The 25,865-nt window shown below is 68.1% G+C and carries 23 protein-coding genes; 19 read left to right on the top strand and 4 right to left on the bottom strand.

Features of this window, described 5'->3' with window-relative positions; genetic code table 11:
- From RKE40_RS26785 to RKE40_RS26850, 14 genes are all read left to right on the top strand, one after another.
- The coding region (locus tag RKE40_RS26785; protein ID WP_465248391.1) for an ATP-binding cassette domain-containing protein at positions 1–577 on the top strand (577 nt) is incomplete at its 5' end.
- Positions 578–608: 31 nt separating this feature from the next.
- Entirely contained in the window at positions 609–1,646 is a 1,038-nt protein-coding gene (locus RKE40_RS26790; protein ID WP_316021221.1) for an ABC transporter permease, read from the top strand.
- Complete coding sequence (locus tag RKE40_RS26795; RefSeq protein WP_316021222.1) at positions 1,643–2,566, top strand: ABC transporter permease; 924 nt, start codon at positions 1,643–1,645, stop codon at positions 2,564–2,566. Before RKE40_RS26790 ends, RKE40_RS26795 begins: the two co-directional genes overlap by 4 nt.
- 32 nt (positions 2,567–2,598) lie before the next feature.
- Complete coding sequence (locus tag RKE40_RS26800; protein ID WP_316021223.1) at positions 2,599–3,675, top strand: BMP family ABC transporter substrate-binding protein; 1,077 nt, start codon at positions 2,599–2,601, stop codon at positions 3,673–3,675.
- A 277-nt stretch (positions 3,676–3,952) separates the two neighbouring features.
- Positions 3,953–5,122 (top strand): ABC transporter substrate-binding protein, encoded by a 1,170-nt coding sequence (locus RKE40_RS26805; RefSeq protein ID WP_316021224.1) that lies wholly within the window; start codon positions 3,953–3,955, stop codon positions 5,120–5,122.
- 165 nt (positions 5,123–5,287) lie between these two features.
- A complete protein-coding gene (locus tag RKE40_RS26810) occupies positions 5,288–6,214 on the top strand; it encodes a branched-chain amino acid ABC transporter permease (protein ID WP_316021225.1) in 927 nt (308 codons plus the stop codon).
- Positions 6,211–7,206: a branched-chain amino acid ABC transporter permease gene (locus tag RKE40_RS26815; protein WP_316021226.1), complete on the top strand. Its 996-nt coding sequence runs from the start codon at positions 6,211–6,213 to the stop codon at positions 7,204–7,206. The genes RKE40_RS26810 and RKE40_RS26815 overlap by 4 nt, the downstream gene beginning before the upstream one ends.
- Complete coding sequence (locus RKE40_RS26820) at positions 7,203–7,952, top strand: ABC transporter ATP-binding protein (RefSeq protein WP_316021227.1); 750 nt, start codon at positions 7,203–7,205, stop codon at positions 7,950–7,952. The genes RKE40_RS26815 and RKE40_RS26820 overlap by 4 nt, the downstream gene beginning before the upstream one ends.
- Positions 7,953–7,955: 3 nt before the next feature.
- Positions 7,956–8,654, top strand: a complete 699-nt coding sequence (locus tag RKE40_RS26825) for an ABC transporter ATP-binding protein (protein WP_316021228.1) — start codon at positions 7,956–7,958, stop codon at positions 8,652–8,654.
- Between the two features lie 68 nt (positions 8,655–8,722).
- Positions 8,723–10,111, top strand: a complete 1,389-nt coding sequence (locus RKE40_RS26830; protein ID WP_316021229.1) for an ethanolamine ammonia-lyase subunit EutB — start codon at positions 8,723–8,725, stop codon at positions 10,109–10,111.
- A complete protein-coding gene (gene eutC / locus RKE40_RS26835) occupies positions 10,108–10,974 on the top strand; it encodes an ethanolamine ammonia-lyase subunit EutC (protein WP_316021230.1) in 867 nt (288 codons plus the stop codon). The genes RKE40_RS26830 and eutC overlap by 4 nt, the downstream gene beginning before the upstream one ends.
- Positions 10,974–11,432: a cupin domain-containing protein gene (locus RKE40_RS26840; protein ID WP_316021231.1), complete on the top strand. Its 459-nt coding sequence runs from the start codon at positions 10,974–10,976 to the stop codon at positions 11,430–11,432. Before eutC ends, RKE40_RS26840 begins: the two co-directional genes overlap by 1 nt.
- 108 nt (positions 11,433–11,540) lie before the next feature.
- Positions 11,541–11,915 carry a PilZ domain-containing protein gene (locus tag RKE40_RS26845; RefSeq protein ID WP_316021232.1) on the top strand — a complete coding sequence of 125 codons (375 nt, stop codon included), beginning with the start codon at positions 11,541–11,543 and terminating at the stop codon, positions 11,913–11,915.
- Positions 11,916–11,969: 54 nt separating this feature from the next.
- On the top strand, positions 11,970–12,950 hold the full coding sequence (locus RKE40_RS26850) for a glycerophosphodiester phosphodiesterase family protein (protein ID WP_316021233.1): 981 nt from the start codon (positions 11,970–11,972) through the stop codon (positions 12,948–12,950).
- A 1-nt stretch (position 12,951) separates the two neighbouring features.
- Here RKE40_RS26850 and RKE40_RS26855 read toward each other — a convergent pair whose 3' ends face one another.
- A complete protein-coding gene (locus tag RKE40_RS26855) occupies positions 12,952–14,196 on the bottom strand; it encodes a flavin-dependent oxidoreductase (protein WP_316021234.1) in 1,245 nt (414 codons plus the stop codon).
- Positions 14,197–14,371: 175 nt separating this feature from the next.
- Between RKE40_RS26855 and RKE40_RS26860 the strand changes: the two genes are divergently transcribed.
- The 3 genes from RKE40_RS26860 to RKE40_RS26870 all read left to right on the top strand — a co-directional run bounded on the left by RKE40_RS26860 (position 14,372) and on the right by RKE40_RS26870 (position 16,762).
- Entirely contained in the window at positions 14,372–14,758 is a 387-nt protein-coding gene (locus RKE40_RS26860) for an HU family DNA-binding protein (RefSeq protein WP_184231591.1), read from the top strand.
- A gap of 141 nt (positions 14,759–14,899) precedes the next feature.
- Positions 14,900–16,075 carry a vWA domain-containing protein gene (locus RKE40_RS26865; protein ID WP_316021235.1) on the top strand — a complete coding sequence of 392 codons (1,176 nt, stop codon included), beginning with the start codon at positions 14,900–14,902 and terminating at the stop codon, positions 16,073–16,075.
- Between the two features lie 84 nt (positions 16,076–16,159).
- A complete protein-coding gene (locus tag RKE40_RS26870) occupies positions 16,160–16,762 on the top strand; it encodes a hypothetical protein (RefSeq protein ID WP_316021236.1) in 603 nt (200 codons plus the stop codon).
- A gap of 24 nt (positions 16,763–16,786) precedes the next feature.
- On the opposite strand, the gene RKE40_RS26875 is transcribed toward RKE40_RS26870, so the two are convergent.
- Positions 16,787–17,209: a universal stress protein gene (locus tag RKE40_RS26875; protein WP_316021237.1), complete on the bottom strand. Its 423-nt coding sequence runs from the start codon at positions 17,207–17,209 to the stop codon at positions 16,787–16,789.
- Between the two features lie 206 nt (positions 17,210–17,415).
- Here RKE40_RS26875 and RKE40_RS26880 point away from each other — a divergent pair, with 206 nt between their 5' ends.
- On the top strand, positions 17,416–18,651 hold the full coding sequence (locus tag RKE40_RS26880; RefSeq protein ID WP_316021238.1) for an MFS transporter: 1,236 nt from the start codon (positions 17,416–17,418) through the stop codon (positions 18,649–18,651).
- A 6-nt stretch (positions 18,652–18,657) separates the two neighbouring features.
- Here RKE40_RS26880 and RKE40_RS26885 read toward each other — a convergent pair whose 3' ends face one another.
- Complete coding sequence (locus RKE40_RS26885) at positions 18,658–18,978, bottom strand: 2Fe-2S iron-sulfur cluster-binding protein (protein ID WP_316021239.1); 321 nt, start codon at positions 18,976–18,978, stop codon at positions 18,658–18,660.
- A gap of 172 nt (positions 18,979–19,150) precedes the next feature.
- Positions 19,151–19,489, bottom strand: coding sequence for an Hpt domain-containing protein (locus RKE40_RS26890; RefSeq protein WP_066468585.1), 339 nt, complete (start codon positions 19,487–19,489; stop codon positions 19,151–19,153).
- Positions 19,490–19,757: 268 nt separating this feature from the next.
- Here RKE40_RS26890 and RKE40_RS26895 point away from each other — a divergent pair, with 268 nt between their 5' ends.
- The gene (locus RKE40_RS26895) at positions 19,758–25,757 is read left to right on the top strand and encodes an apolipoprotein A-IV repeat region-like domain-containing protein (protein ID WP_316021240.1); all 6,000 of its coding nucleotides are present in this window, start codon (positions 19,758–19,760) and stop codon (positions 25,755–25,757) included.
- The last annotated feature ends 108 nt before the right edge of the window (positions 25,758–25,865 follow it).

Here is a 25,865-nt window from a genome sequence, read left to right on the forward strand (position 1 = left end):
CGGCCATGCCGACCCCGGCCGGCGCCGCGCCGCCGGGCTCGCCTGCGTGCCCGAGGAGCGCAATGGCCATGCCGCCGTGCCGGACTTCTCGCTCGCCGACAATGTCGTGCTGACCGCCCGCCACCGCCTGCCGCTGGCACCTTCGGGCCTGATCCGGCAAGGTCCGGTCGATGCCTATACGCGCGAGGTGATCCAGCGCTTCGACGTGCGCACCACCGGCCCCGCAGCCTTCGCCGGCGCGCTCTCCGGCGGCAATCTGCAGAAGTTCATTATGGGCCGCGAAATCGGCCAGAAGCCCGAGGTCCTCATCGTCGAGCAGCCGACCTGGGGCGTCGATGCCGGCGCCGCCGCCGCGATCCGGCAAGCGCTGGTCGACCTTGCCGCCAAGGGCTCGGCGATCGTGGTGATCTCGCAGGACCTCGACGAGCTGCTCGAGCTCGCCGACCGGCTCTGCGTGATCAATGAGGGCCGGCTCTCGGACGCACGGCCGGTCGCCGGGCTGAGGCTGGAGGAAATCGGGCTGCTGATGGGCGGCGTCCATGGCGAGGCGGCAGCGGCGGACCATGCCCATGCTTGAATGGCGCCGCAGGAGCGAACCGAGCCGGGCGATGCTCTATCTGAGCCCGCTGATCGCTATCGCCCTGACCATGCTGACCGGAATGCTCGTCTTCACCGCGATCGGCTATGACGGCTTTCACGCGGTGCAGGCGATCTTCGTCACGCCGCTGATCGAGCCGCAGCGCTGGGCCGATCTCGGGGTCAAGGCCGCGCCGCTGGTGATGATCGCGCTCGGCCTCGCCATCGGCTTCCGGGCCAATGTCTGGAATATCGGCGCCGAAGGCCAATACGTGATGGGCGCCATCGCCGGCACCGGCGTCGCCTTGCTCACGCATGACATGACCGGCTGGTGGATCCTGCCCGCCATGGCGCTGGCCGGCATCATCGGCGGCGCCGCCTGGGCCGCGATCCCCGCCTTCCTCAAGGTCCGCCTGCAGGTCAGCGAAATCCTGACCAGCCTGATGCTGACCTATGTCGCGGTGCAGTTCCTCTACTATCTCGTGCGCGGGCCGTGGAAGGACCCCGACGGCTTCAATTTCCCGCAGACCAAGATGTTCAGCGCCGACCAGGTCCTGCCTGCCATGGCGGAGGGCTCGCTGGTCCATCTCGGCATTCCCGTCGCGCTGCTGCTGGCGCTCGCCGCCTGGTTCGTGATGGGCAAGACGGTCTCCGGTTTCGCCATCCGGGTGGTCGGGCGCGCTCCGGCGGCCGCGCGGCATGGTGGTTTCGACGCCGGCCGCGTCACCTGGGCCGCCCTGCTCGCCAGCGGCGGGCTTGCGGGCCTGGCCGGACTGTTCGAGGCCGCGGGTCCCTTCGGCCAGCTCACCCCGCAATTCCCGGTCGGCTACGGCTTCACCGCGATCATCGTCGCCTTTCTCGGGCGGCTTTCGCCCATCGGCATCGTCTTCGGCGGCCTCGTGCTGGCGGTGACCTATGTCGGCGGCGAGATCGCGCAGAGCACGGTCAGGCTGCCGCAGGCGGCGACCGGCATGTTCCAGGCGATGCTGCTGTTCTTCCTGCTCGCCACCGACGTGCTGGTGCGCTGGCGGCTCGCCTTCCGGCGCGGCCACGCGAAGGTCGCGCCATGACCGCGGTCATCCTCGTCTCGATTTTCATGACCCTCGCGGCGGCGGCGACGCCGATCCTGCTGGCGGGCCTCGGCGAGCTCGTCACCGAGAAGGCCGGCGTGCTCAATCTCGGCGTCGAGGGCATGATGCTGTGCGGGGCGGTCACCGGCTTCGCGGTCGCCTACAGCAGCGGCAGCGTCACGCTCGGCCTCGTCGCCGCGGCGATCGCCGGCTTCCTCGCCGCGATGATCTTCGCGCTCCTGACGCTCGGGCTCGGCTCCAATCAGGTCGCGACCGGGCTGGCGCTGACGATCTTCGGCATCGGAGTCTCCTCGCTGTTCGGCGCCGGCTTCGTCGGCCGCACCATCCAGCGGCTCGGACCGCTCTTCCCCGCCGACTACGCCAACCATCCCTGGCTGCGCCTGGTCTTCGGCCATGATGCGCTGGTCTATCTCTCGCTGCTGCTGGTTCTCGCCGTCAGCCTGTTCCTGCGGCGCACGCGGGCCGGACTGATCCTGCGCGCCGTCGGCGAGAACGCCGAGTCCGCCCATGCCATCGGCTATCGCGTGCTCGCCATCCGCACCGCCGCGACCGGCTTCGGCGGCGCGATGGCAGGGCTCGGCGGCGCCTACTTCTCGCTGGCGCTGACGCCGATGTGGGCCGACCGGCTGACCGCCGGCCGCGGCTGGATCGCGCTCGCCCTCGTCGTCTTCGCCGCCTGGAAGCCGGGGCGGCTTCTGCTCGGCGCCTATCTCTTCGGCGCCGTCGCGACCTTCGAGCTGCAGGCCAAGGCCGCCGGCATCAGCTGGGTCGCGCCGGAGGTTCTGGCGATGACCCCCTACCTTGCGACCATTGTGGTTCTGACGATGATGTCGCTAGGACAAAGAACCGGCGGGCGGAACGCACCTGCCTGCCTTGGCAAGCCTTTTCCGGCGTCATGAGCGACGCCGCATCCGACAACGGGGAGCAGACAATGTCGACCATCATCACCCGCAGGACGCTTCTGGCCGGCGCTGCCGCGACGTCGGCGCTGCCGCTCATCGGGGGAGCCCAGGCGCAGGCGCCGCTCGGCGTCGGCTTCGTCTATGTCGGCCCGATCGGCGACCACGGCTACACCTGGACCCATGACCAGGGCCGACTGGCGCTCGAAAAGGAGTACGGCGCCAAGATCAAGACCAGCTTCATCGAGAACGTGGCGGAGGGGCCAGACGCGGCGCGCGCCATCCGCCAGCTCGCCCAGGCCGGCAACCAGATCATCTTCGCCACCTCGTTCGGCTTCATGAATCCGACCATCCAGGTCGCCAAGCAGTTCCCGAAGATCAAGTTCGAGCACGCCACCGGCTATATGCGCGCCGAGAACGTCGCGACCTACAATGCCCGCTTCTACGAGGGCCGCGCGGTCCTCGGCACCATTGCCGGGCACATGTCGAAGTCGGGCCAGGCCGGCTATGTCGCCTCCTTCCCGATCCCGGAAGTGGTGATGGGCATCAACGCCTTCCACCTCGCCGCCATGAAGGTGAACCCGAACTTCAAGACCAAGGTGATCTGGGCCTCGACCTGGTACGACCCGGCCAAGGAAGCGGACGCCGCCAAGGCGCTGATCGACCAGGGCGCCGACATGATCACCCAGCACACCGATTCCGCCGCTCCGCTGCAGGCAGCCGAACAGCGCGGCGTCTTCGCCTTCGGCCAGGCTTCCGACATGAGCGCCTTCGCGCCGAAGGCGCACCTGACCGCGATCGTCGACGACTGGTCGGGCTACTACATCAAGCGCGTCAAGGAGGTCATGGACGGAACCTGGAAGACCGGCGACGTCTGGCACGGCCTCAAGGAAGGCATGGTCAAGATGGCGCCCTACAACGCGGCGATGACGCCGGCGGCCCGGGCCGCGGCCGACGAGGTCCAGAAGGGCATCATCGCCGGCACGCTCCACCCCTTCACCGGCGAGCTCAAGGACCAGAAGGGCACGCTGCGCCTGAAGGCCGGCGAGACCGCCAGCGACGAGATGCTGTCGAAGATGGACTGGTACGTCGACGGCGTGCAGGCCTAAGGCGTTCTGCCCGCTCATGGAGGCGTCATGCTCGGGCTTGACCCGAGCATCTTCTGCCGGAGCAGGCGCCGCACAGCGCCTGCTCATTGCGAGATTCCCGGGTCTGCGCTCCGCTCCGCCCGAGAATGACGCTGTCCCGCCACGAACGAAAATTACCCGCCGGACCCCCCTTGCAGATATTTTAAGCTTGAAACAATATGACTGCCGACGCCGCCTGGACGGGGATGGGGAACCCCGCCGGTGGCCGTATCTGGCACGTCCCGGGAGGACATCAGACATGAATCTCAAGTTCGCATTGTCGCTCAGCGCCGGCATGCTCGCGCTCGGGCTTTCGACCGCCCAGGCGCAGGAACCCTTGAAGATCGGCGTGGTCAGCGTGCTGACCGGGCCTGCGGCGGCTCTCGGCCAGCAGGTTCGCGACGGCTTCCAGCTCGCGGTCGACCAGAACGGCGGCAAGCTCGGCGGCGTGCCGGTGCAGATCACCATCATCGACGACGAGTTGAAGCCCGATGTCGCGGTCAGCAAGGTCCGCAGCTTCGTCGAGGGCGGCAAGGTCGACTTCGTCGTCGGCCCGGTGTTCTCGAACATCCTCGGCGCGATCGCCAAGCCGGTGCTGGATTCCGGCGCCATCCTGATCAGCCCGAACGCCGGCCCGTCCACCATGGCCGGCAAGGCCTGCCACCAGAACTTCTTCGTGACCTCGTACCAGAACGACCAGGTCCACGAGGTGCTCGGCAAATACGCCCAGGACCAGAGCTACAAGAAGGCCTACATCATCGCGCCGAACTATCAGGCGGGTAAGGACTCGCTGGCCGGCTTCAAGCGCTACTTCAAGGGCGAGGTCATCGACGAAGTCTACGTCCCGCTGACCTCGCTCGATTTCTCGGCCGAGCTTGCCAAGATCGCCTCGGCCAAGCCGGACGTGGTCTTCGCCTTTCTGCCCGGCGGCCTCGGCGTCAACTTCGTCAAGCAGTGGTCGCAGGCCGGCCTCACTGGCAAGGTGCCGTTCCTCTCGGCCTTCACGGTCGACGAGTCGACCCTGCCGGCGCAGCAGGACGCCGCCGTCGGCATGTTCGGCGGCATGACCTGGGCGCCGAACATGGACAATCCGCAGACGAAGAAGTTCGTCACGGCCTATGAGGCGGCCTACAAGATCGTGCCCGGCTCCTACGCCCAGCAGGCTTTCGACGCCGCGCAGCTGATCGACTCCGCCGTGAAGGCGGCCGGCGGCACCGGCGACAAGGACAAGCTGCGCGCCGCGCTCAAGAAGGCCGACTTCACCTCTCTGCGCGGTAATTTCAAGTTCAACACCAATGGCTACCCGATCCAGGACTTCTACCTGGTCAAGGTCGCCAAGCGGCCTGACGGCAAGTTCCAGACCGAGATCGCCCAGAAGGTGTTCTCGGACTATGCCGATCCGCACGCGAAGGATTGCGCGCTGAAGTGACGCTTTCGCCCTTCACCGCGACTTGAATGGTCATCCCGGGCGGGCTTCAGCCCGACCCGGGATCCATGCCAGACCGATTTGTGTTCAGGCATGGATCCCGGCCCTCCGCTTCGCTGCGGCCGGGATGACGCCGTCTGTTGTTCTAAAGCCGAGTTGCGCAAGCGCATGACCACCGGCCTCCTCCTTGTCCAGATCCTGAACGGGCTGCAGTTCGGCATCCTGCTGTTCCTGGTCGCGGCCGGGCTGACGCTGGTCTTCGGCGTGATGGACTTCATCAACCTGGCGCATGGCGTGCAGTACATGCTCGGCGCCTATCTCGCCGTGACCTTCGTCTCGCTGACCGGCTCCTTCGTGCTCGGGCTGGTGCTGGCGCTCGCGGCAGCGTTGGTCGTCGGGCTCGCGCTCGAATTCCTGGTCTTCCGGCATCTCTACGAACGCGACCATCTCGACCAGGTGCTGGCGACCTTTGGGCTGATCCTGCTGCTCAACCAGGGCGTCAAGATCATCTGGGGCGCAGCGCCGCTCTCCGTGCCGGTGCCCGAATTCCTCTCCGGTAATGTCGCGCTGATCGACGGCATCCTCTATCCGACCTACCGCTTCGCCCTGATCGGCGCCGGGCTTGGCGTCGGCCTTCTGCTCTGGTTCGTCGTCGACCGGACCCGCACCGGCATGCTGCTGCGCGCCGGCGCCTCGAACGCGCCGATGGTCTCGGCGCTCGGCGTCGATATCCGCAAGCTGTTCATGATCGTCTTCGCCTTCGGCACCATGCTGGCGGGCTTCGCCGGGGCGATGGCGGCACCGATCCTCTCCGTCGAGCCCGGCATGGGCGACACCGTGCTGATCCTCGCCTTCGTCGTCATCGTCATCGGCGGCATCGGCTCGATCCGCGGCGCCTTCGTCGCGGCACTGATCGTCGGCCTCGTCGATACGCTCGGCCGCTCCTTCATGAACGATCTGCTGCGCCTGTTCATGAGCGCGCCCTCGGCCCGGGCTACCGGCGCCGCCCTCTCCTCGATGCTGATCTACCTCCTGATGGCGGTGGTGCTGTTCCTGCGACCTGAGGGGCTCCTGCCATCGCGGGGCCGCACATGAGCGCGGCTCCGGCGCTGGCCGAGACGATCGCCGCCCCGGCTCCGCGGAAGCGCGGCCGGCTGCTGCTCCCGGTCCTGCTCTTTTGCCTGCTGGCGCTGGCGCCGCTCGCCGTCAGCCTCGGCATGCCGGCCGGCTGGCTCGCCTTGCTGACGCGGGCGATGATCTTCGCGATCGCGGCGCTCTCGCTCGACCTGATCCTCGGCGTCGGCGGCCTCGTCTCGTTCGGCCACGCCGCCTTTCTCGGCATCGGCGCCTATGTCACCGGCATCATGATCACCGAGGGCCATGCCGAGGCGCTGGTGATCCTGCCGGTGCTGCTCGGCATCTGCGCCCTGTTCGCAGCGGTCACCGGCGCGATCTGCCTGCGCACCCGCGGCGTCACCTTCATCATGATCACCCTCGCCTTCGGACAGATGGTCTATTTCCTGGCGCAGGCGCTCTCCGCCTATGGCGGCGATGACGGGCTGACGCTCTACGAGAAGAGCACCATTGCCGGCCTCGACCTGTTCTCGACCCGCACGGGCTTCTTCTACTGCGTGCTCGCGGCGCTGGCCGGCTGCTATGTGCTGGTCCGCATCCTCGTCGCCTCGCGGTTCGGGCGCATCCTGCGGGCGTCGCGCGAGAATCCGGTGCGGGTCTCAGTCACCGGCTTCGACGTCACTCGCATCCGCCTCGTCGCCTATGTGATCAGCGGGATGCTCGCCGGGCTCGCCGGCTTCTTCCTCGCCAACCACACCGATTTCGTCAGCCCGGCCTTCATGTCCTGGCAGCGCTCGGGCGAGTTGATCTTCATGACCGTCCTTGGCGGCGTCGGTTCGCTGCATGGCGCGATCATCGGCGCCATCGCCTATCTCATCGCCGAAGACGCGCTCTCGCATCTGACCGAGCACTGGCGGGTGATCTTCGGGCCGCTGATCGTTCTCTTCGTGCTGTTCACCCGTGGCGGCATCGTCGGCATGCTGCGCCGGGCCGGCGGTGGCCGCGACGCATGACTGAACCGGTCCTCGCCCTCGATTCCGTGCGCAAATCCTTCGGTGCCCTCAAGGTGACCGACGATGTCAGCCTGAGCCTCGCACCCGGCGAACTGCACGCGCTGATCGGCCCCAACGGCGCCGGCAAGACCACGCTCGTCCACCAGATCTCCGGCATGCTCAAGCCTGACAGCGGCGCGATCCGCTTTCGCGGCGAGGACATCACGGCGCTGACGCCGGAGAAGCGGGCGCGCCGCGGGCTCGCCCGCACCTTCCAGATCACCTCGACCATTGCCTCGCTTTCGGTGCTGGAGAACGTCGCGCTCGGCGTCCAGGCCAAGGCGGCGCACCCGCTCTCATTGTTCCGCAATGCGGCGAGCGACGCGGCGCTGAACCGCCCTGCCCTGGCCGCGCTCGAAGCCGTGGGCCTCGCCGACCGGGCAGACGTGCCCGCCGGCCGGCTCTCGCATGGCGAGAAGCGGGCGCTCGAGCTCGCCATGGCGCTCGCCCTGGAGCCGGCGGCGATCCTGCTCGACGAACCCTTGGCCGGCGTAGGCCGCGAGGAAGGCGAGCGGCTGATCGAGCTTTTGTCCAGCCTGAAGGGCCGCTACGCCATGCTGCTCGTCGAGCACGACATGGCGGCGGTCTTCGCGCTCGCAGACAAGGTCAGCGTGCTGGTCTATGGGCGGGTCATCGCCTCAGGCGATCCGGTCTCGGTCAGGGCCGATGCCGGGGTGCGCGAAGCCTATCTCGGCGAGGAGGGCTGAGCCGTGCTGACGGTCGAGAACCTCGATGCCGGCTATGGCGAGGCGCAGATCCTGTTCGGCGTCGATCTTTCTGTCGGCGCGGGCGAGGTCGTGACCCTGCTTGGCCGCAACGGCATGGGCAAGACCACGACGATCCGCTCGATCATGGGACTGCTTCGCCCGAAGGCGGGGCGGGTCAGCTTCGGCGGGGGCGACCTCACCGGGAGCGCACCCTTCCGCCTTGCGCAGGCCGGGATCGGCCTCGTGCCCGAAGGCCGCCAGATCTTCCCGACGCTCTCAGTCGAGGAGAATCTGATCGCGACGGCAGCCAGCCGCTTCGGCCAACCGCGCTGGACGCTGGAGCGGATCTACGCCTTCCTGCCCCGGCTCAGGGAACGCCGCGCCAACCGCGGCAACCAGCTCTCCGGCGGCGAACAGCAGATGCTGGCGATAGGCCGGGCGCTGATGACCAATCCCAAGCTCGTCATCCTCGACGAGGCGACCGAAGGGCTTGCACCGATCATCCGCCAGGAGATCTGGACCTGCCTCGCGGCGCTGAAGGCCGAGGGCGAGTCGATCCTGGTGATCGACAAGAATGTCGATGCGCTGGCGAAGATCGCCGATCGGCATATCGTGCTGGAAAAGGGCCGCGTCGTCTGGCGCGGCACGAGCGAGGAGTTGCGCAGCGACGGCGCGGTCAAGGACCGCTTCCTGAATCTGTAGAGACGGATCCGCCTCTAACTCGATGACCGGGCCATGCTCTGGCGTGAGCTGGGGAGGGAGACAGGCAAATGGGGTATCGCGTCGCAGTCGGCGGAACGAGCCATGTCTTCGCCGACCTCCGCGAGTTGATGGGGAAGGCGACGCCGCTGCGCTCGGGTGACCAGCTGGCGGGGCTCGCCGCCGGCAACATGCAGGAGATGATGGCGGCGCGGATCGCGCTCGCGGATCTGCCGCTGCGGACCTTCCTGCATGAAGCGCTGATCCCCTACGAGGAGGACGAGGTCACGCGCCTCATCCTCGACACGCATGACGCGGCCGCCTTCGCACCGGTCGCCGCGCTCACGGTCGGCGAGTTCCGCGACTGGCTTTGCTCCGATATCGCGACGACGGAGGTGCTGGCGCGGCTTGCCCCGGGCATCACGCCGGAGATGGCGGCGGCGGTGTCGAAGCTGATGCGCAACCAGGACCTGATCCTGGTCGCGCGCAAATGCCGGGTCGTCACGCGTTTCCGCAACACGCTCGGCCTGCCGGGACGGCTCGCAGTTCGCCTCCAGCCCAACCACCCGACCGACGATGCCGCCGGCATCCTCGCCTCGACCATAGACGGGCTGAGCTATGGCTGCGGCGATGCAGTCATCGGCATCAACCCGGCCTCCGACAGCCTGGGCCGCATCGGAGAGCTGCTGCGCCTGCTCGACGAACTGATCGCCCGCTTCGAGATACCGACACAGGGCTGCGTTCTGACGCACGTCACCAGTTCGATCGCCTTGATCGGGCAAGGGGCACCGATCGACCTCGTCTTCCAGTCCGTTGCGGGTACGCAGGCCGCCAACGCCTCCTTCGGCATCGATCTCTCTCTTCTGCAGGAAGGGATGGCGGCGGGCCGCTCGCAGAAGCGTGGCACGGTCGGCGACAACGTCATGTATTTCGAAACCGGCCAGGGCGCGGCCCTTTCGGCGAACGCCCATCACGGCGTCGACCAGCAGACGCTGGAAGCGCGCGCCTACGCCGTCTGCCGGGCTTACGAGCCGCTATTGGTCAACACCGTCGTCGGCTTCATCGGGCCGGAATATCTCTATGACGGCAAGCAGATCATCCGGGCGGGGCTGGAAGACCATTTCTGCGGCAAGCTGCTCGGCGTGCCGATGGGCTGCGACATCTGCTACACCAATCATGCCGAGGCCGATCAGGACGACATGGACACGCTGCTGACCCTGCTGGGCACGGCCGGCATCAATTTCATCATGGGCGTGCCCGGCGCCGACGATGTGATGCTGAACTACCAGTCCACCTCCTTCCACGACCAGCTCTATATCCGCGAGGTTCTCGGCCTGAAGCGCGCGCCCGAATTCGAAAGCTGGCTGCAGCGGATGAACATCACCGATGCAGCCGGTCGCCTGAGCGCGGGACAGGGCGTGCAGGCCCTTCTGGCAGCGGTGCCGGGCAGGGCAGCATGAGCGAGGAGTTGAAGCCGGGCATACGGCAACTGGCCGATCTGGCGACGCTCACCCCGGCGCGTGTCGCGCTCGGCCGTTTCGGCGCCTCCCTGCCGACACGGGAAGTGCTCCGCTTCGGCATGGCCCATGCCCAGGCCCGCGACGCAGTGCACGCGCCGTTTCACGCCGACGACGTGGCCCGCCGGCTTGCTTTGCTCGGCCCGGAAGTGATCCAGGTCGACAGCGCGGCGGGCTCACGCGAGGAGTATCTGCGTCGGCCCGATCTCGGGCGAAGGCTCTCGCCCGGAAGCCGCGAGGCGCTGACTGCAAAGCGCGGCGACTTCGACCTGGCGATCGTCGTGGCGGATGGTCTCTCCTCGACCGCGATTCACCAGAATGTCGTCCCGTTCGTCGCGGCGCTGTTGCCGTTGCTGGCGCGGCAAGGCTTGCGGCTCGCCCCGCTCGTCGTCGGGCGCGAGGCGCGGGTTGCTCTTGGCGACGAGATTGGCGCGGCGCTCGGCGCGCGTGCGGTGGCGATGCTGATCGGCGAACGTCCCGGCCTGTCCTCGCCGGATTCGCTCGGCGCCTATCTGACCTTCGCGCCACAACCGGGCCTGACCGACGCCAACCGCAACTGCATTTCGAACATCCGCCCGGGGGGCCTCGCCTATGAGTATGCGGCCTTCAAACTCTTCTGGCTGATCGCCGAGGCTTTTCGCCGTTCGCTGACCGGAATCGGCCTCAAGGACGAGAGCGATCTCGCTCTCGCGACGAGCGCTGCCGGAAAAAACGCGATCTCAGGCGATCCGTCACTTTCCGGCGCGGTCGCGAGCAGAGAACCGCGACGCACTTCCGACGCATTCACTGGAGAAGGAGACCTATGATGAAACCGCTGACCGCCGGCGTGACCCGCGCCAATGAGGGCATCGACGCGATCACCTGGAACATTCTGGGCCAGACCTATGTGCCCAAGACCCTGAGCGAGGACAGCTTCTCCTGGCACGCCATCTTCCCGCCCGGCACCTTCGTGCCGCCGCACATCCACCCGACCCAGGACGAGTTCATCTACATGCTGGAGGGCCGGCTCGATCTCGTGCTCGACGGCCAGGAATCGCATGCGCTGCCGGGCGACCTGATCCGGCTGCCGCGCAATGTCCCGCACGGGCTGTTCAACAAGAGCGACACGCCGGTGAAGTGCCTGTTCTGGGTCGCGCCGACCGGCCGCCTCTACGATCTCTTCTGGGCGATCCACTCGATGAAGGAACAGAACCCGGCGGAAGTGGTGGCGCTCGCGGCGCGCTACGAGATCGACTTCCTGCCGCCTCCCCCGGATGCCGGCTGAGCCGGAAGCGCGAACTCGCATGGCCGGCGTTAGGGTTAACCATAGGTAAACCACGCCGAAAGCCGGATTTGGTGCATGGTGCGGGCCTCCCACAGGAAGGCCCGGCCGATGCCTGTTCCTACCACCGAACGCCGCCAGCACGTCCGCAACCGCACCTTGATCGGTGCCCAGATCATCTTCAACCAGCGCCAGTCGACGCTGGATTGCACCGTTAGAAACCTCTCCGACCATGGTGCCCTGCTCGTTCTCTCCGACGCGGTCGCCACGCCCGAAATGTTCGAGCTCTATTTCCCGCTGAAGCGCGAGAGCCGGATGGCACGGGCGCGCTGGCGAGACGGCGCGCACCAGGGCGTCGAATTCACCAGGCCCGCCAGGCAAGACGGCGAGCCTGTCCCGCTCGATCTTCTGCGCCGGCTGAAGCTGCTCGAGCAGGAAAATGCCGTGCTGAAGGCGCGGATCGCCCAGCTGACCGAAGCCGGCTGAATCCAGCCGAAATTCCGCCTGCTTCCTCCCCGACATCGCGCGAAGGAGGAAGCAATGAAACGATTCGCGCTATACGTGCTTCTGGCACTCGGTCTGATTGCCGGCCTCGCCGCCTTCCAGAACAGCTCCTTGCTGGCGCCGAAACTGACCGAGCGGCCGGTACTGCTCGCCCATCGCGGCCTCGCCCAGACCTATTCGGCGGAAGGCATCGACGCCGCGACCTGCACCGCGACGCGGATCGATCCGCCTGAGCATCGCTACATCGAGAACACCATCGCCTCGATGGAGGCGGCCTTCGCCGCGGGTGCCGACATCGTCGAGATCGATGTCCACCCGACTCGGGACGGCCAGTTCGCGGTGTTTCACGACTGGACGCTGGAGTGCCGCACCAATGGCGCAGGCACGACGCGCGACAAGACGATGGCCGAGCTGAAAGCGCTCGACATCGGCCACGGCTACACCGCCGATGGCGGCAAGAGCTTTCCCTTTCGTGGTCAGGGCGTCGGGCTGATGCCGTCGCTCGACGAGGTGCTCGACCGGTTGCCGAACCAGCGTCTGCTGATCAACGTCAAGAGCCGCGACGCGCAAGAAGGGCGCAGCCTCGCGCAGCGGCTTTCGCAGCTTCCCCCGGAACGGCTCGCCCGGCTGATGGTCTATGGCGGCGAGCCGCCGGTCGCCGCCTTGCGCGAAGCCCTGCCCTCGCTCGTCACCATGTCGGCGCAGGCCGAGAAGCGCTGCCTCATGCGCTATCTCGCCATGGGCTGGGCCGGCATCACGCCGGACGAGTGCGCGAAGCAACTGCTGCTCATCCCCTCGAACTACACGAAATGGCTCTGGGGCTGGCCGGAGCGCTTCACGGCACGCATGCGCGCGGTCGGCAGCGAGGTCATCGTCGCCGGCCCGCTGGTCGGTGGCGAAGTCTCGACCGGCATCGACCGTCCCGAGGATCTCGCCCGGCTCGGCCGGCCGCTCCCGGGGATCTGGACGAACCGGATCGACCGGATCGCCCCGCTCGTGAAGGCTGCGACGCCGTAGATCAGGACCGCCGCGCGAGCTGCTCCTTGGCGAAGCCGGCCTTGCCGGCATAGGTCTTCACGATCATCTCGCGCTTGGCGTAGGACAGCACTCGCTCGACATCGTCGAAGCCGTTCGGCGCCAGCTCCTCGACGGCATCGATGACGCGCTCCGGACCACCTGCCCGGTTCATCGCGACGATCTCGGCGGTCGCCGGCAGGCGCTGCGCCTCATAGGCGGCGAGCGCCTGGCGCGGGTGCTCGGCCCGGACCAGTTGGTCGGCAAGGCAGCGCGCGTCGAGGATCGCCTGCGAGGCACCGTTCGAGCCGACCGGATACATCGGATGGGCGGCATCACCGAGCAGGGTTACGCGGCCATGGGTCCAGCGCGGCAGCGGATCGCGGTCGCACATCGGATAATCCCAGAAACCCGGCGTCGCCTGGATCAGAGCGAGGATGTCGACGCCCGGTATCGTGAAGCGGCGGGCGAAGGGCAAGACGTCCTCGAGCCGGCCGGGCTTCGACCAGGCCTCCTTCGGCGGCGGCTTGGCCGGGTCGCCGGTGCGGATGTTGACCACCCAGTTCGTCAGTCGCGTTCCCGGCTTGCTACCCTCCGCTATCGGATAGAGCACGAGCTTGCCGGCCATGCCGCCGGCGATGATCATGCTCTCGCCGTCGAGGAAGGCGGGCCAATCGCAGGCGCCGCGCCACATCTGCACGCCGTTCCAGCGTGGCGAGCCCTGATCCGGAAAGTAATGGGCCCGCACGGTCGAATGGATACCGTCGGCCGCGATCATCAGATCCGCCCGTGCCGTCTCCCCGCCCTCGCCGCGGCGGGAATCGGTGAAATGCGCGGTGACGCCGCCCTCGTCCTGCGAGAAGCCCTGCAGGCGACGGCCGCAGTGGAGCGCATCGGGCCCGAGCCGCTCGACTACCGCGTCCCTGATCACGCCCTGGAGCCGGCCGCGATGGATCGAGAACTGCGGGACCGGGGCGCCGGCATGCAGGCCGCGCAGCTCGCGCCAGACCGCCTGGCCAAAGCGATTCATGTAGACCAGCTCACGGGTGCGGATCGCCACGGCGTCGAGCGCCGGCAGCAGAGCGAGCTCGGCGAGCTCGCGAATGGCGTGCGGCAGCGTATTGATGCCGACGCCGACCTCCCGGATCTCGGTGGACTGCTCGTAGACCGTCGCCGCGATGCCACGTGCGTGCAGCATGAGCGCCAAGCTGAGGCCGCCAATGCCGCCGCCAACGATGATGACCTTCATGCGCGCTCGTTCCCCATTATTATTTCAAGCTTGAAATATCAGCGCGAAGCTTGTCAATCGTCCTTCCTCCTCGTCCCTCCCGCTCGGGCAGGACCGGAAAAGCGCATTTTTCCGCGGAACGATGCCGTATTCTGTGCGTATCTAGGCCCAATGCTGTCGTTTTTGGATGGCAGCCATGCAACACGGTGGGTTCGCGCGCGACAGCGCACCGATTCGCCGCGACGCTCCGGCCTTCAAAAGCGGCGCCGGAGCGAGGCTACTCTCATCATTGCTCTTCCAGGAGGGTTGTATGACCAAGAACGAACTGATCGCCGCCATCGCCGACGAGACCGGCAAGACCAAGGCCGACGTCTCGGCCATCCTGGGCTCGCTGGCCGGCGTCGTCGCCAAGACCCTGAAGTCCGGTGGCGACGTCACCCTCGGCGGCATCGGCAAGCTGGCAGCGGCCAAGCGCGAGGCCCGCGAGGCCCGCAACCCGTCGACCGGCGCGACGATCAAGGTTCCCGCCAAGACCGTCGTGAAGTTCAAGGTCACCAAGGATCTGGCCGACGCCGTCGCCTGAGACCATGTGCTAGCCGATGGCTGGCTCATGGCGAAAGGCGCGACGCGTCCTTTCGCCATGAGCCGCCTGAGGCGCACTGGAATGCCACGATCACAATCGGCTCGGCCTTGACCGCGCCGCCGCGCTGCCCACAGTAGCGCGATGTTCCTACGCCTCTTCACCGATCTGCGCGCCGCCAAGGTGCCCGTCACGCTGCGGGAGTACCTTGCCTTGCTCGAGGGGGTCGAGGCCGACCTCGCCGAGCACCGCGTCGACGAGTTTTACCATCTCGCCCGCACCTGCCTGGTCAAGGACGAGCGCCATCTCGACCGGTTCGACCGGGTCTTCGCCCAGGTGTTCAAGGGCATGGAGACGCTGGGCGAGGCCTTCGAGCAGGCCGGCATTCCCGAGGAATGGCTGCGCAAGCTCGCCGAGAAATTCCTGACCGAGGAGGAGAAGGCCCAGCTCGAGGCTCTCGGCTGGGACAAGCTGCTCGAAACGCTGAAGCAGCGCCTCGCCGAGCAGAAGGGCCGCCATCAGGGCGGCTCCAAGTGGATCGGCACCGCCGGCACCTCCCCCTATGGCGCCTATGGCTACAATCCCGAAGGCGTCCGCATCGGCCAGGACAAGAACCGTAACTTCCGGGCGGTGAAGGTCTGGGACAAGCGCGAGTTCAAGGATTTCGACGACACCCGCGAGCTCGGTGTCCGCAACTTAAGGATCGCGCTGCGCCGCCTGCGCAAATTCGCCCGCACCGGTGCCGCCGAGGAGCTCGATCTCGACGAGACGATCTCGGAGACAGCCAAGCACGGCTATCTCGACGTCAAGCTCCGGCCCGAGCGGCACAATGCCGTGAAGGTGCTGCTCTTCCTCGATGTCGGTGGCTCGATGGACTGGCATATCGAGCTCGCCGAGGAGCTGTTTTCGGCGGCAAGGGCCGAGTTCAAGCATTTCGAGCATTTCTACTTCCACAACTGCCCCTATGAGCGGGTGTGGCGTGAGAACCGGCGCCGGCACGATCAGGTGATCTCGACCTTCGACATCCTGCGCACCTATCCGCCCGATTATCGGCTGGTCTTCGTCGGCGACGCCTCGATGAGCCCCTACGAGATCGCGATGCCGGGCGGCTCGGTCGAGCACTGGAACGAAGAGCCCGGCGAGGTCTGGATGCGGCGCTTGACCGAACGCTTCCAGAAATCGGTCTGGCTCAATCCGGTGCAGCAGCATCTGTGGAGCTACACCCAGTCGATCCGCCAGATCGGCGGGCTGATGGGCGGACGGATGTTCCCGCTGACGCTCGACGGGCTCGATGGCGCGATGAAGGCGCTGACTAGGTAGCCGGAGCGAATCGGACAGAGCCGCAGCGCAATTCGAAAAGCTCTGCTTTACCCCCACAGCCAATGGCGGCTAGAGCTTCGCGCCATGCAAGCCGAAGACGACGCCCCAAAACCCTCCTGGCGCCAGCGCCCCAAGCCGATCGGCTTCGAGATCGCCTATCGGCTCGATGGCGACACGCTCGAGATCGACAGCACGCGCAAGGTCGACCGGGTCAGGCTCTCGGCAGTCGAGCAGGTGCGCTTTCTCTATGCACCGAGCAATGTCACCGCGAAGAGCTATCGCACGCAGTTGCAGCTCACCGACGGCAAGCGCATCACCTTCGGCAATCTGTCCTGGCGCTCGCTGACCGATATCGACCGCGACGATGCGCGCTACCACGCCTTCGTCACGGCGCTGTCGGCCGCGATCGCGCGGGCGAACCCGAAGGCTCGCTTCGTCGGCGGCAAGCCTTTCCCGCTCTGGCTGGCATTGACGGTGGTCGGCGGGCTTTCGCTGGTGATGCTGACCTGGTTCACCCTGCGCGCCTTCCAGCAGGGCGCGACCACAGCCGGCTGGCTTGGCATCATCCTCGGCGCAGCCTCGTTCTGGCAGGTCTGGCCGATGGTGAGGCTCAATCGCCCATGCGAATTGTCATGCGGCGAGGTGCCGGACGAGCTCGTGCCCGGAGGGCAGAGCCGACCGGACTGAGCCGGCCGGCTCCAGGCGACAGTCCTACCGCACCACCAGCACAGAGCACTTGGCTCGCCTGACGATCGTCGAGGCGTTCGAGCCGATGACATAGGCGAGCATGCCGGGCTCGTGCGAGCCGATCACGATCAGATCGGCGCCGCTGGCATCGGCCTCCGCCAGCACTTCGCCATGGACCGAGCCGACCAGCACCTTGGCTGAAACGCGGTCGCTCGGCAGCTTCACCTTGGCCGCGATCTCGGCGAGCTGCTGCTCGGCCTCGTTCTGCTGACCAGCGTCGAAATCGGCCGGGACGAACTCCATATAGGTGATCGGCACCAGCGAGCGGACATAGACCAACCGCACCGTACCGTCCGAGGCTGTCGCGAAGGATTCCGCCGCCGCGATTGCGGGGGCCGCCAAATCCGCTTCGGCGAGATCGACCGGAACCAGAATCGATTTGTACATCGCATTCTCCTCGCTGTGCTCGACTGGACTGAATTCTGGCGCCGGGCGCGTTCCCGGTCGTTGCGCTCGATCAACCGGGCGCACGCATGGTCGTCATGATGCCGCGGAATTTGACGCGGAACCGCATGGGTTTAACAGTCCGGCGGAGGCCGCCCCATCGCGGGCTCGGTCGCCCCGACGCGGCTTTCTCCTGTCCGGATGTGTCGATGTCCGAAGCCTCCCCCCCTCGCCGGCTGACCGGGCTCATCGCCTCTCCGACCAGCTTCCTGATGGTGCTCGCCTTCGTCAACTGGTTCGGCTACGCGAGCTGGAGCGCGCTGCTGAACAATTTCGCCAAGGAGGCGGCGGGATTCACCGGGCAGGATATCGGCATCCTGCAATCGGTGCGCGAAATTCCCGGTTTCCTGGCCTTCACCGCGATCATCCTGTTCTGGATCATGCGCGAGCAGGTGCTGGCCTATCTCAGCCTGCTGACGCTGGGCCTTGGCGTCGCGCTCACCGGCTTCTATCCGAGCCTCGGCGGGCTGCTGCTGACGACGACGATCATGTCGATCGGCTTCCACTATTACGAGACGGCCCAGCAATCCCTGCAATTGCAGCTGCTGCCGAAATCGGAGGCGCCGCGCCTGCTCGGCCGGATCGCCGGCGCCTCGGCGGTCGCGCAATTGCTGGCGTTCGGCTCGATCGCGTTGATCTGGCGGACCCTGCAGCCGAGCTATGCCACCGTCTTCCTCGGCGCCGGTGTCGTCACCATCGCGCTGACCGTCGTCGCGATCGGGCTGTTTCCGCGTTTCCAGGGCGCGGTACCGCAGAACAAGGGCTTCGTGCTGCGCAAGCGCTACTGGCTCTATTACGCGCTGACCTTCGCGTCGGGCGCGCGACGCCAGATCTTCATGGCCTTCGGCGGCTTCCTGCTGGTCGAGCGCTTCGGCTACGACGTCGCGGCGACGGCGACGCTGCTGCTGGCGACCTACGGAATCAACATGTTCGCCGGCCCGCTGCTGGGCGCCTTGGTCGGGCGGATCGGCGAACGCGCCACCATCCAGCTCGAAAACATCTCGCTGATCGTGGTCTTCATCGGCTACGCGCTGGCGAGCCACGGCGCCTTCGGCAACTGGGGTGCCCTGTTCGCAGGCGCCTTCTTCGTCATCGACGGCGTCTGCTTCACGCTCGTCCTCGCCCAGCGGACCTATTTCCAGAAGATCGCAGACCCCGCCGACATCGCCCCAACCTCGGCGGTCGCCTTCACCATCAACCACATCGCGGCCGTGTTCCTGCCGATCACCTTCGGGCTGATCTGGCTGCGCGATCCGGCACTGGTGTTCTATATCGGCGCCGGCGTCGCGACCGCCTCGCTCGGGCTTTCGCTGCTCGTGCCACGCCATCCGGTCGCCGGCCACGAGACGACGCTGTCGGCCCCTGCCCCCGCAGCGGCGGAGTAGGCGTCCTCAGCCCTGCCGGGCGGGCGTACGGACGATCAAGCCGTCGAGCTCGTCGCGGACGCGGATCTGGCAGGATAGGCGCGAGCCCGGGCGGACGTCGAAGGCGAAGTCGAGCATGTCCTCCTCCATCGGCTCGGCCTGGCCGGTCGCCTCGAGCCAGGCATCGTCGACATAGACATGGCAGGTGGCGCAGGCGCAGGCGCCGCCGCATTCCGCCTCGATGCCGGGCACGCCGTTGCGAACCGCGACCTCCATCACCGTCGAGCCGGTCTCGCCCTCGACCGTGCGGCTCGTCCCCTGGGCATCGATGAACGTGATCTTCGGCATGTCGAACTCCGGCGCGCCGTCCTGGCGGCTTCGCGGCTTGCATGTCCGGGCGGCTCCGGGCCCGGCCTAGGAGCCGTGCCACGCCAGTCGCCCGCGAGAGGGATTGGTGTCCGCGGGAGGCCCCGGACCAGATCGTCTCTAGAGGATTTCGAAAGCGCGCGAAACGGCGATTTCAGGCTGCGCAGTCGAAGCGCGCAATCGCCGCACGGGCCTCCGCCGCCGCCAGCGTCAGCGCGTCCATGCTCGCCTCCTGCGGATGCGAACCCGGCGCGGCCAGCTGCTGCTCGATCAGATCGGCCGCGTCGGCTACCTGCCAGGCACCGATCGCACGGGCTGCCCCCTTCAGGGTATGGGCGGCGTCGCGCCTTGCATTATCGTCGGCGCTGCCGTGGATGGTGCGCAGGTGGCGGGCGCATTGCTGGGAGAAGAGGACGAGCAGTTCGCGCTCCAGCGCGATATCGCCGCCCGTCTGGCGGGCGAGATGCTCGAGGTCGATGGCTGTATTGCTCATTGTGGTACTCGACTTTCAGGTCCGAGACCGCGTGCCGGGCGCGGTCTCGTGACCCCTTAGGAAGCGCCATCATGGTGAATGAGGCGTTAACGACGTTTGTGAATCGGCGAGGGAAACTGGTTTCATTCAGTGCTTGCCTCAACTACGCTTCGAGACAGTAAACGATGGGCGTCGTGTCGCTTGCGGGATATCGGCTTGAGGCGGCCGGTTTTCGTCGTGCGGCGTGTGACGACACGCTCATCGCCAGTAGCGTAGCGAGGCGGCATTCATGACCCGGCAGAACAAGCTCCAGGATCCGACCGAGGCCGCCATGTCGGCGATCGAGGAAGCGCTGAGGCTGGACCAGCCCAAGGGCGACGACACCGCCGACAGCCCGGAGCTGAAGCTGCCCTCCGCTGCCGGCGGCGACCTCAAGGTCGAACTGCCGCGGGTCGAGGCCGCGCCGCTCAAGTCCGAGGCCGCCGCCGAGCCCGCGCCGCCGCCGCGCCCCGCTATCGCCCCCGACACCAGCCGCGTCGCCAATGACGATCGCCGCGATTCCAGCTCGCTGGTCCAGGCCTTTTCCGTCCGCCCCTCCGGCAAGCCCTACTGGTTCGCCGCCCTCGCCGCCCTCGCCTGGCTCGGCGGCGTCGGCTTCACGCTGGTCAGCCGCTACGGCTCCTTCACCGAGGGCCTGCCGCCCGGCATCGCCGCCTTCGGCCCGGGACAATGGGCCCTGCTCACGCTCGGCGCCGGTGCGCCCGTCGTCTTCTTCTTCGTCCTGGCGGCGCTCTATCGCCGCACCCAGGAGATGCGCCTGGTCTCGCGCGCGATGACCGAGGTCGCGCTGCGCCTCGCCGAGCCCGAGATCGTCGCCACCGATTCCGTGCTCTCGCTCAGCCAGACCATCCGCCGCGAGGTCGCCGCCATGGGCGACGGCATCGAACGCGCCGTGGCGCGGGCCGGCGAGCTCGAGACCATCGTGCGCGGCGAGATCGCGACGCTGGAGCGCGCCTATGCCGACAACGAAATCCGGCTGCGCTCGCTCATCGACGAGCTGGTGACCCAGCGCGAATCCGTCGTCGGCAACGCCGAGCGGGTCAAGTTCGCCATCAGCGGCGCCCATGAGAACATCAGCAAGGACCTCGAAACCGCCAGCCGCTCGATCGCCGAGGCGGTCGCGCAGGCCGGCGAACGCGTCACGGTGACCTTGAGCGACAAGGGCGACCAGATCACCCTCGCGCTCGGCCGTGCCGGCGAACGCATGGTCGACGAGATCAGCGGCCGCGGCAACGAGCTGGTCGAGCGCCTGCAGGTCACCTCGAGCGAGGTCGGCGAGCGCCTGACCGGCGCCAGCCACAGCGTCACCGGGCTGATCGACAGCCGCGTCCAGGAGATCGCGAGCTCTCTCGAGCGCACCGGCGCGGTGCTCACCGAGGGCCTCACCGCCGGCGCCCGCGACGTCACCCGCGCGATCAGCGAAACCGGCGCGCAGGTCGCCGAGACGCTCGCCAACCGGGCCGAGACCGTCAACGAGACGCTGCGCACCACCGGCGAGACGCTGGCGCAGGAGATCTCCCAGCGCGGCACCACCGTGGCCGAGCGCTTCGAACAGAGCGGCCGCACCCTGGTCGGGCTGATCGACGAGCAGAGCAGCAACCTCAGCGCACGCCTCGCCGAGACCGGCGAGACGCTGCGCACCACCATCTCCGACGAAGGCGAGAGCGTCACCACCCGTCTGGCCGAGGTCGGCCGCGGCGTGCATGTGCTCCTCAGCAAGCAGAACGAGCTCGTCGCCTCCCGCATCCAGGAGGCCGGCGACACCGTCCACAGCCTGCTCGGCAAACAGGGCGAGACGCTGGTCGAGCGGCTGACCGAGACGGTGCAGACCGTCGACGGCCTGCTGCGCGAGCAGAGCGACTCGATCATCCTGCGCTTCGACGAAGCCGGAAAGGGTCTCAACACGCTGATCGGCGAACGCGGCGAAGAACTGACCGCGCGCATTTCGGCAGTCGGCGCGACCGTACACAGCCTGTTCTCGGAAGAGGCCGGCAGCCTCGTCACCCGCCTCTCCGATATCGGCCATGACGTCCGCGGCGCCATCGGCAGCCAGGGCGACACGCTGATCGAGCGCCTGTCCGAAGTCGGCAAGGGCATGCAGGAGGCCCTCGGGGAGCGTGGCGACGGCCTCGTCGCGCGTCTCGCCAACGTCACCCGCGAAGTCGAGGAGGCGATCGGCGCCCGTGGCGACGGTCTCGTCGCCCGCCTCGCCGAAGTCACCCGCGACGTCGAGGCCGCGATCGATCAGCGCGGCGGCGGGCTGGTCAGCAGCCTCGCCAATGTCACCCGCGAGGTCGAGGACACGATCGGCGCCCGCGGCGACGGTCTCGTGGCACGCCTCGCCGAAGTCACCCGCGACGTCGAAGCGGCGATCGATCAGCGCGGTGGTGGGCTGGTCAGCAGCCTCGCCAATGTCGCCCGCGAGGTCGAGGACACGATCGGTGCCCGCGGCGACGGGCTGGTCGCCCGCCTCGCCGACGCCTCGCGCGAGGTCGAGAATGCCCTCGGCGCCCGTGGCGAAGGCCTGGTCGCCCGCCTCGCCGAGGTCACTCGCGAGGTCGAGAACTCCATCGGCGCCCGCGGCGACGGCCTCGTCTCCCGTCTCGCCGACGTCACCCGTGACATCGAGAACGCCATCGGCGCCCGCGGCGACGGCCTGGTCACCCGCCTCGCCGACGTCACCCGCGAGGTCGAGACCGCGATCGACGAGCGCGGCGGCGGACTGGTGTCGCGCCTGTCGGATGTCGGCCGCGAGGTCCAGAGCGCGCTCGGCGAGCGCGGCGAGAGCCTTGTGGCGCGCCTCTCCGAGGTCGGCGCCGACGTGCAGGCCGCGATCGGCGAGCAGCGCGAGAACCTGATCCTGCAGCTGGCAGAGGCCGGCTCGGGCGTCCGCAACCTCCTGATCACGGAGAGCGAGGCCCTGAGCGGCCGCGTCATCGCCACCGGCCAGGACATGCAGGAACTGCTGACCGGCCAGAGTCAGGCCCTCGTCACCCGTGTCGCCGATGTCGGCCGCTCGGTGCACGGCCTGCTCGCCGAGCGCAGCGGCGCGCTGATCAGCCAGCTCGCAAGTGCCGGCCAGTCCCTGCACGACCGCCTCGGCGACCAGGGCGAGGCGATCGCCGCCCGCATCAATGCGGCCAGCGACAGCGCCCGCGCCGTGTTCGACGACCAGCAGGCCGCCTTCATCGCGCGCCTGGCGCAGACCGGCGACGAGGTCGCCGGCGCGCTCGGCACCCAGCGCGAGAGCATCATCGCCGGCCTCTCGGCGACCGGGCAGGAAGTCCACGGGCTGATCGGCTCGCAGCGCGAGAAGCTGCTCGCCGACCTGACCGCCACCGGCCGCGAGGTCCATGGCCTGCTCGGCGAGCAGAGCGAGCATCTGGCCGAGCGCCTCGGCGATGCCGCGCGCAAGCTCGCCGAGACGATCAATGTCGATGGCCGCCATGTCGCCGACCGCGTCAGCGACGCGACGATCGCGCTGCGCGAGACCTTCACCACCCAGGCCGACCAGGCGAGCAGCCTGCTCGCCGCGACCGGCAAGGACGTGGTGATCGCGCTGACCCAGCAGGGCGGACGCGTCAACGAGGCCCTGGCCGCGAACGCCGAGTCGCTGATGCGCTCGGTCGACGTGCGCTCGCAGGCGCTCAACGAGTTGCTGGCCGGGCGCCATGACGCCTTCACCCGCCTCTTCGACGTCCAGGGCCGCGAGATCGAGGCCTCGATCGGGGCCCGCCTCGGCGCGCTCGAGGAGATCGTCGTCACTCGCGGCGGCACGCTCGCCTCGAAGATCGCCAACGATGCGCGCTCCTTCACCGACTCGGTGACGCTGCGCCTCGGCCAGGTCGAGAAGCTGCTCGGCGAGGAAGGCCAGGCCCTGGCGGAACGCATCGGCGAGCGCTCGCAGCATGCGGCCGAGATCATGAGCACGCGGACGCAGGAAGCGGCCGCGGCGATGGAGAACCAGATCCGCATCTTCGAGGAGCGTTCCAGCGCCAAGAGCGCAGAGATCGCGACCTCGCTCGACGGGCTCATCGACCGCATCGACGGCAATCTCGGCTCGCGCGCCACGGCGCTCAACGAGGCGCTGGTCGAGCGCACCGTCGACATCGCGCGCGTCATGGCCGAGGGCGGCCGCGAGGTCACCCGCGCGCTGGCGGCCAAGGCCGACGAGATCGGCGAGGTCGTGACCTCGAAGAGCGAGGCGCTGACGCGCACGCTCGCCGACAAGGCCGACAGCATCAATGCGACGCTCGGCGGGCGCGCCCTGCAGATCGCCGACACGCTCGACCAGAGCGTCGCGCGCTTCGAGGAGCGCGTCGTCGACCGGCTCGACAGCGTCTCCGGCACGCTGGATTCGCGCGGCACCGAGATCGCCGAGCGGCTCCAGGGCACCTCCGAGGCCATCTCGCTCACGCTCGGCGCCCGCGCCGAGGAGCTGCGCGCCCTGTTCGACGACAAGGGCAGCGGCATGATCAACGCGCTCGGCCAGCATGGCTCGCAGATCGCCCTCACCTTGCAGAGCAAGTCGGACGAGATCGCTGCCGCGCTCGGCGCCAGCAGCGAGCAGCTGCGGGTCCTGTTCGACGAGAAGGGCAACGGCGTGATCAGTGCCCTCGGCCAGCGTGGCGCGATGATCGCCCAGACACTGCAGAGCAAGTCGGACGAGATCGCCGCCGCGCTCGGCGCCAGCAACGAGCAGCTGCTGGCCCTGTTCGATGAGAAGGGCGGAAGCGCCGTCAGCGCCCTCGGCCAGCGTGGCGCGATGATCGCCCACACCCTGCAGAGCAAGTCGGACGAGATCGCCGCCGTGCTCGGTGCGAGCACCGAGGAACTGCGCGCCCTCTTCGACGAAAAGGGCGGCGGCGTGATCGCCACGCTCGACCAGCGCGGTGCCCAGATCGCGCAGACGCTCGAAATGAAGTCCGGCGAGCTCGCGACCGCGCTCGGCTCCCGTACTGCGGAGCTGCGTGCGCTGTTCGACCAGACTGGCGGCGGCATGATCGAAGCGCTCGGCCAGAAGGGCGAGGCGATCGCCGGCGAGGTCGCGAATGTCGGCGAAGCGGTGGTGCGGAGCCTCGCCAGCCGCGGCACCTCGATCATTGAGGGGCTGCGCGAGCGTGGCGCCGACATCACCGGCGCGCTCGAGACGGCGTCGAGCCAGCTGCGCGAGACGCTCGAAACCGGCACCAGCCAGTCGGTCGAGGCCCTGCTTCAGACCAATGAGCAGCTGCGCGGCGAACTCGGCGGCATGCTCGGCCGCCTCGGCGAGGCGAACAAGCTGATGCAGCAGATCGTCACCGGGGCGAACAAGAACCTGGTCGCGATCGAAGGCAGCCTGTCCGGCCGTGTCGAGGAGCTGCAGAACGTGCTCTCGACCGTGGTCGAGGAGACCGGCCGCGCCTCGATGCAGGTCGCGAGCCAGATCGAGGCGCTGAAGGGCTTCTCGGAAGGCACGCTGCGCGAAACCACGGCCCTGATCTCCCGGATCGACGAGCAGGGCTCCTCGATGACCGAGGCGACGCAGACCAATGCCGCGGCGCTGAACTCGGTCGCGGCGCGGCTCGAGCAGGTCGAGGCCCGCGTCGGCAATGCGCTCGCCGACCGCAAGGAGGCGCTCGAGCATCTGCACGGGCTGATCGCCACCCGCACCGACGATATCGAGCAGATCACCCGCTCCTTCTCGTCGACGCTGGACGCGTCGCTCAGCGCCGCTGAAGGCCGCACCCGCGAGATCGGTGGCGTGCTCAGCGAGTCCGCCGAGGCCACGACCAACGCGATCGCCGCGCAGTTCGACACGATCCGCGCCGCCAGCGGCCGCGAGCGCGAGCGGATCACGCAGGCCCTGCGCTCCTCCTATGAACAGGTGGTCAGCGAGGTCGGTGCCGAGATCGCCAAGGTCACCGAGCGCTTCCAGAGCGCTGCCGAGGACATGCGCACCATGTCGGCCGAGATCCAGCAGGAGCTGGAGGCGACGCGTTCCGAGCTGAAGCGCGGCGTGCTCGACCTGCCGCGCGAGACGCAGGAATCGACCGCGGCCATGCGCCGGGTCGTCGCCGACCAGATCAAGGCGCTCAACGAGCTGACCGAGATCGTCACCCGCTCGGGCCGCAGCAGCGATGTCGCCCGCCCGGCGGCCGAGAATGGCAGCCGCCGCTCGGCCGGCTTCAGGCAAGCGCCGCGGCCCCTGCCCCGGTCGCGGTTCAGAGCCCGCGCATGCCGGCGCTGATGGAGCCGCTGCGTGCCTCGATCGACCCGACGCCGGAGCCGGCCCGGGCCGAGCCGGCACGAGCCCCGGCGGCTGAACCCGCCCGTCAGGACGCGGCGCGGGCGGAAG

Origin of the sequence: Allobosea rubneri (genome assembly GCF_032464875.1) — a bacterium.
Lineage (GTDB): Bacteria > Pseudomonadota > Alphaproteobacteria > Rhizobiales > Beijerinckiaceae > Allobosea > Allobosea rubneri.

Coding starts and splice junctions, on each gene's coding strand:
- RKE40_RS26790 (WP_316021221.1), top strand. CDS start 609: ATGCTCTATCTGAGCCCGCTGATCGCTATCGCCCTGACCATGCTGACC.
- RKE40_RS26795 (WP_316021222.1), top strand. CDS start 1,643: ATGACCGCGGTCATCCTCGTCTCGATTTTCATGACCCTCGCGGCGGCG.
- RKE40_RS26800 (WP_316021223.1), top strand. CDS start 2,599: ATGTCGACCATCATCACCCGCAGGACGCTTCTGGCCGGCGCTGCCGCG.
- RKE40_RS26805 (WP_316021224.1), top strand. CDS start 3,953: ATGAATCTCAAGTTCGCATTGTCGCTCAGCGCCGGCATGCTCGCGCTC.
- RKE40_RS26810 (WP_316021225.1), top strand. CDS start 5,288: ATGACCACCGGCCTCCTCCTTGTCCAGATCCTGAACGGGCTGCAGTTC.
- RKE40_RS26815 (WP_316021226.1), top strand. CDS start 6,211: ATGAGCGCGGCTCCGGCGCTGGCCGAGACGATCGCCGCCCCGGCTCCG.
- RKE40_RS26820 (WP_316021227.1), top strand. CDS start 7,203: ATGACTGAACCGGTCCTCGCCCTCGATTCCGTGCGCAAATCCTTCGGT.
- RKE40_RS26830 (WP_316021229.1), top strand. CDS start 8,723: ATGGGGTATCGCGTCGCAGTCGGCGGAACGAGCCATGTCTTCGCCGAC.
- eutC (WP_316021230.1), top strand. CDS start 10,108: ATGAGCGAGGAGTTGAAGCCGGGCATACGGCAACTGGCCGATCTGGCG.
- RKE40_RS26840 (WP_316021231.1), top strand. CDS start 10,974: ATGAAACCGCTGACCGCCGGCGTGACCCGCGCCAATGAGGGCATCGAC.
- RKE40_RS26845 (WP_316021232.1), top strand. CDS start 11,541: ATGCCTGTTCCTACCACCGAACGCCGCCAGCACGTCCGCAACCGCACC.
- RKE40_RS26850 (WP_316021233.1), top strand. CDS start 11,970: ATGAAACGATTCGCGCTATACGTGCTTCTGGCACTCGGTCTGATTGCC.
- RKE40_RS26855 (WP_316021234.1), bottom strand. CDS start 14,196: ATGAAGGTCATCATCGTTGGCGGCGGCATTGGCGGCCTCAGCTTGGCG.
- RKE40_RS26860 (WP_184231591.1), top strand. CDS start 14,372: ATGCAACACGGTGGGTTCGCGCGCGACAGCGCACCGATTCGCCGCGAC.
- RKE40_RS26865 (WP_316021235.1), top strand. CDS start 14,900: ATGTTCCTACGCCTCTTCACCGATCTGCGCGCCGCCAAGGTGCCCGTC.
- RKE40_RS26870 (WP_316021236.1), top strand. CDS start 16,160: ATGCAAGCCGAAGACGACGCCCCAAAACCCTCCTGGCGCCAGCGCCCC.
- RKE40_RS26875 (WP_316021237.1), bottom strand. CDS start 17,209: ATGTACAAATCGATTCTGGTTCCGGTCGATCTCGCCGAAGCGGATTTG.
- RKE40_RS26880 (WP_316021238.1), top strand. CDS start 17,416: ATGTCCGAAGCCTCCCCCCCTCGCCGGCTGACCGGGCTCATCGCCTCT.
- RKE40_RS26885 (WP_316021239.1), bottom strand. CDS start 18,978: ATGCCGAAGATCACGTTCATCGATGCCCAGGGGACGAGCCGCACGGTC.
- RKE40_RS26890 (WP_066468585.1), bottom strand. CDS start 19,489: ATGAGCAATACAGCCATCGACCTCGAGCATCTCGCCCGCCAGACGGGC.
- RKE40_RS26895 (WP_316021240.1), top strand. CDS start 19,758: ATGACCCGGCAGAACAAGCTCCAGGATCCGACCGAGGCCGCCATGTCG.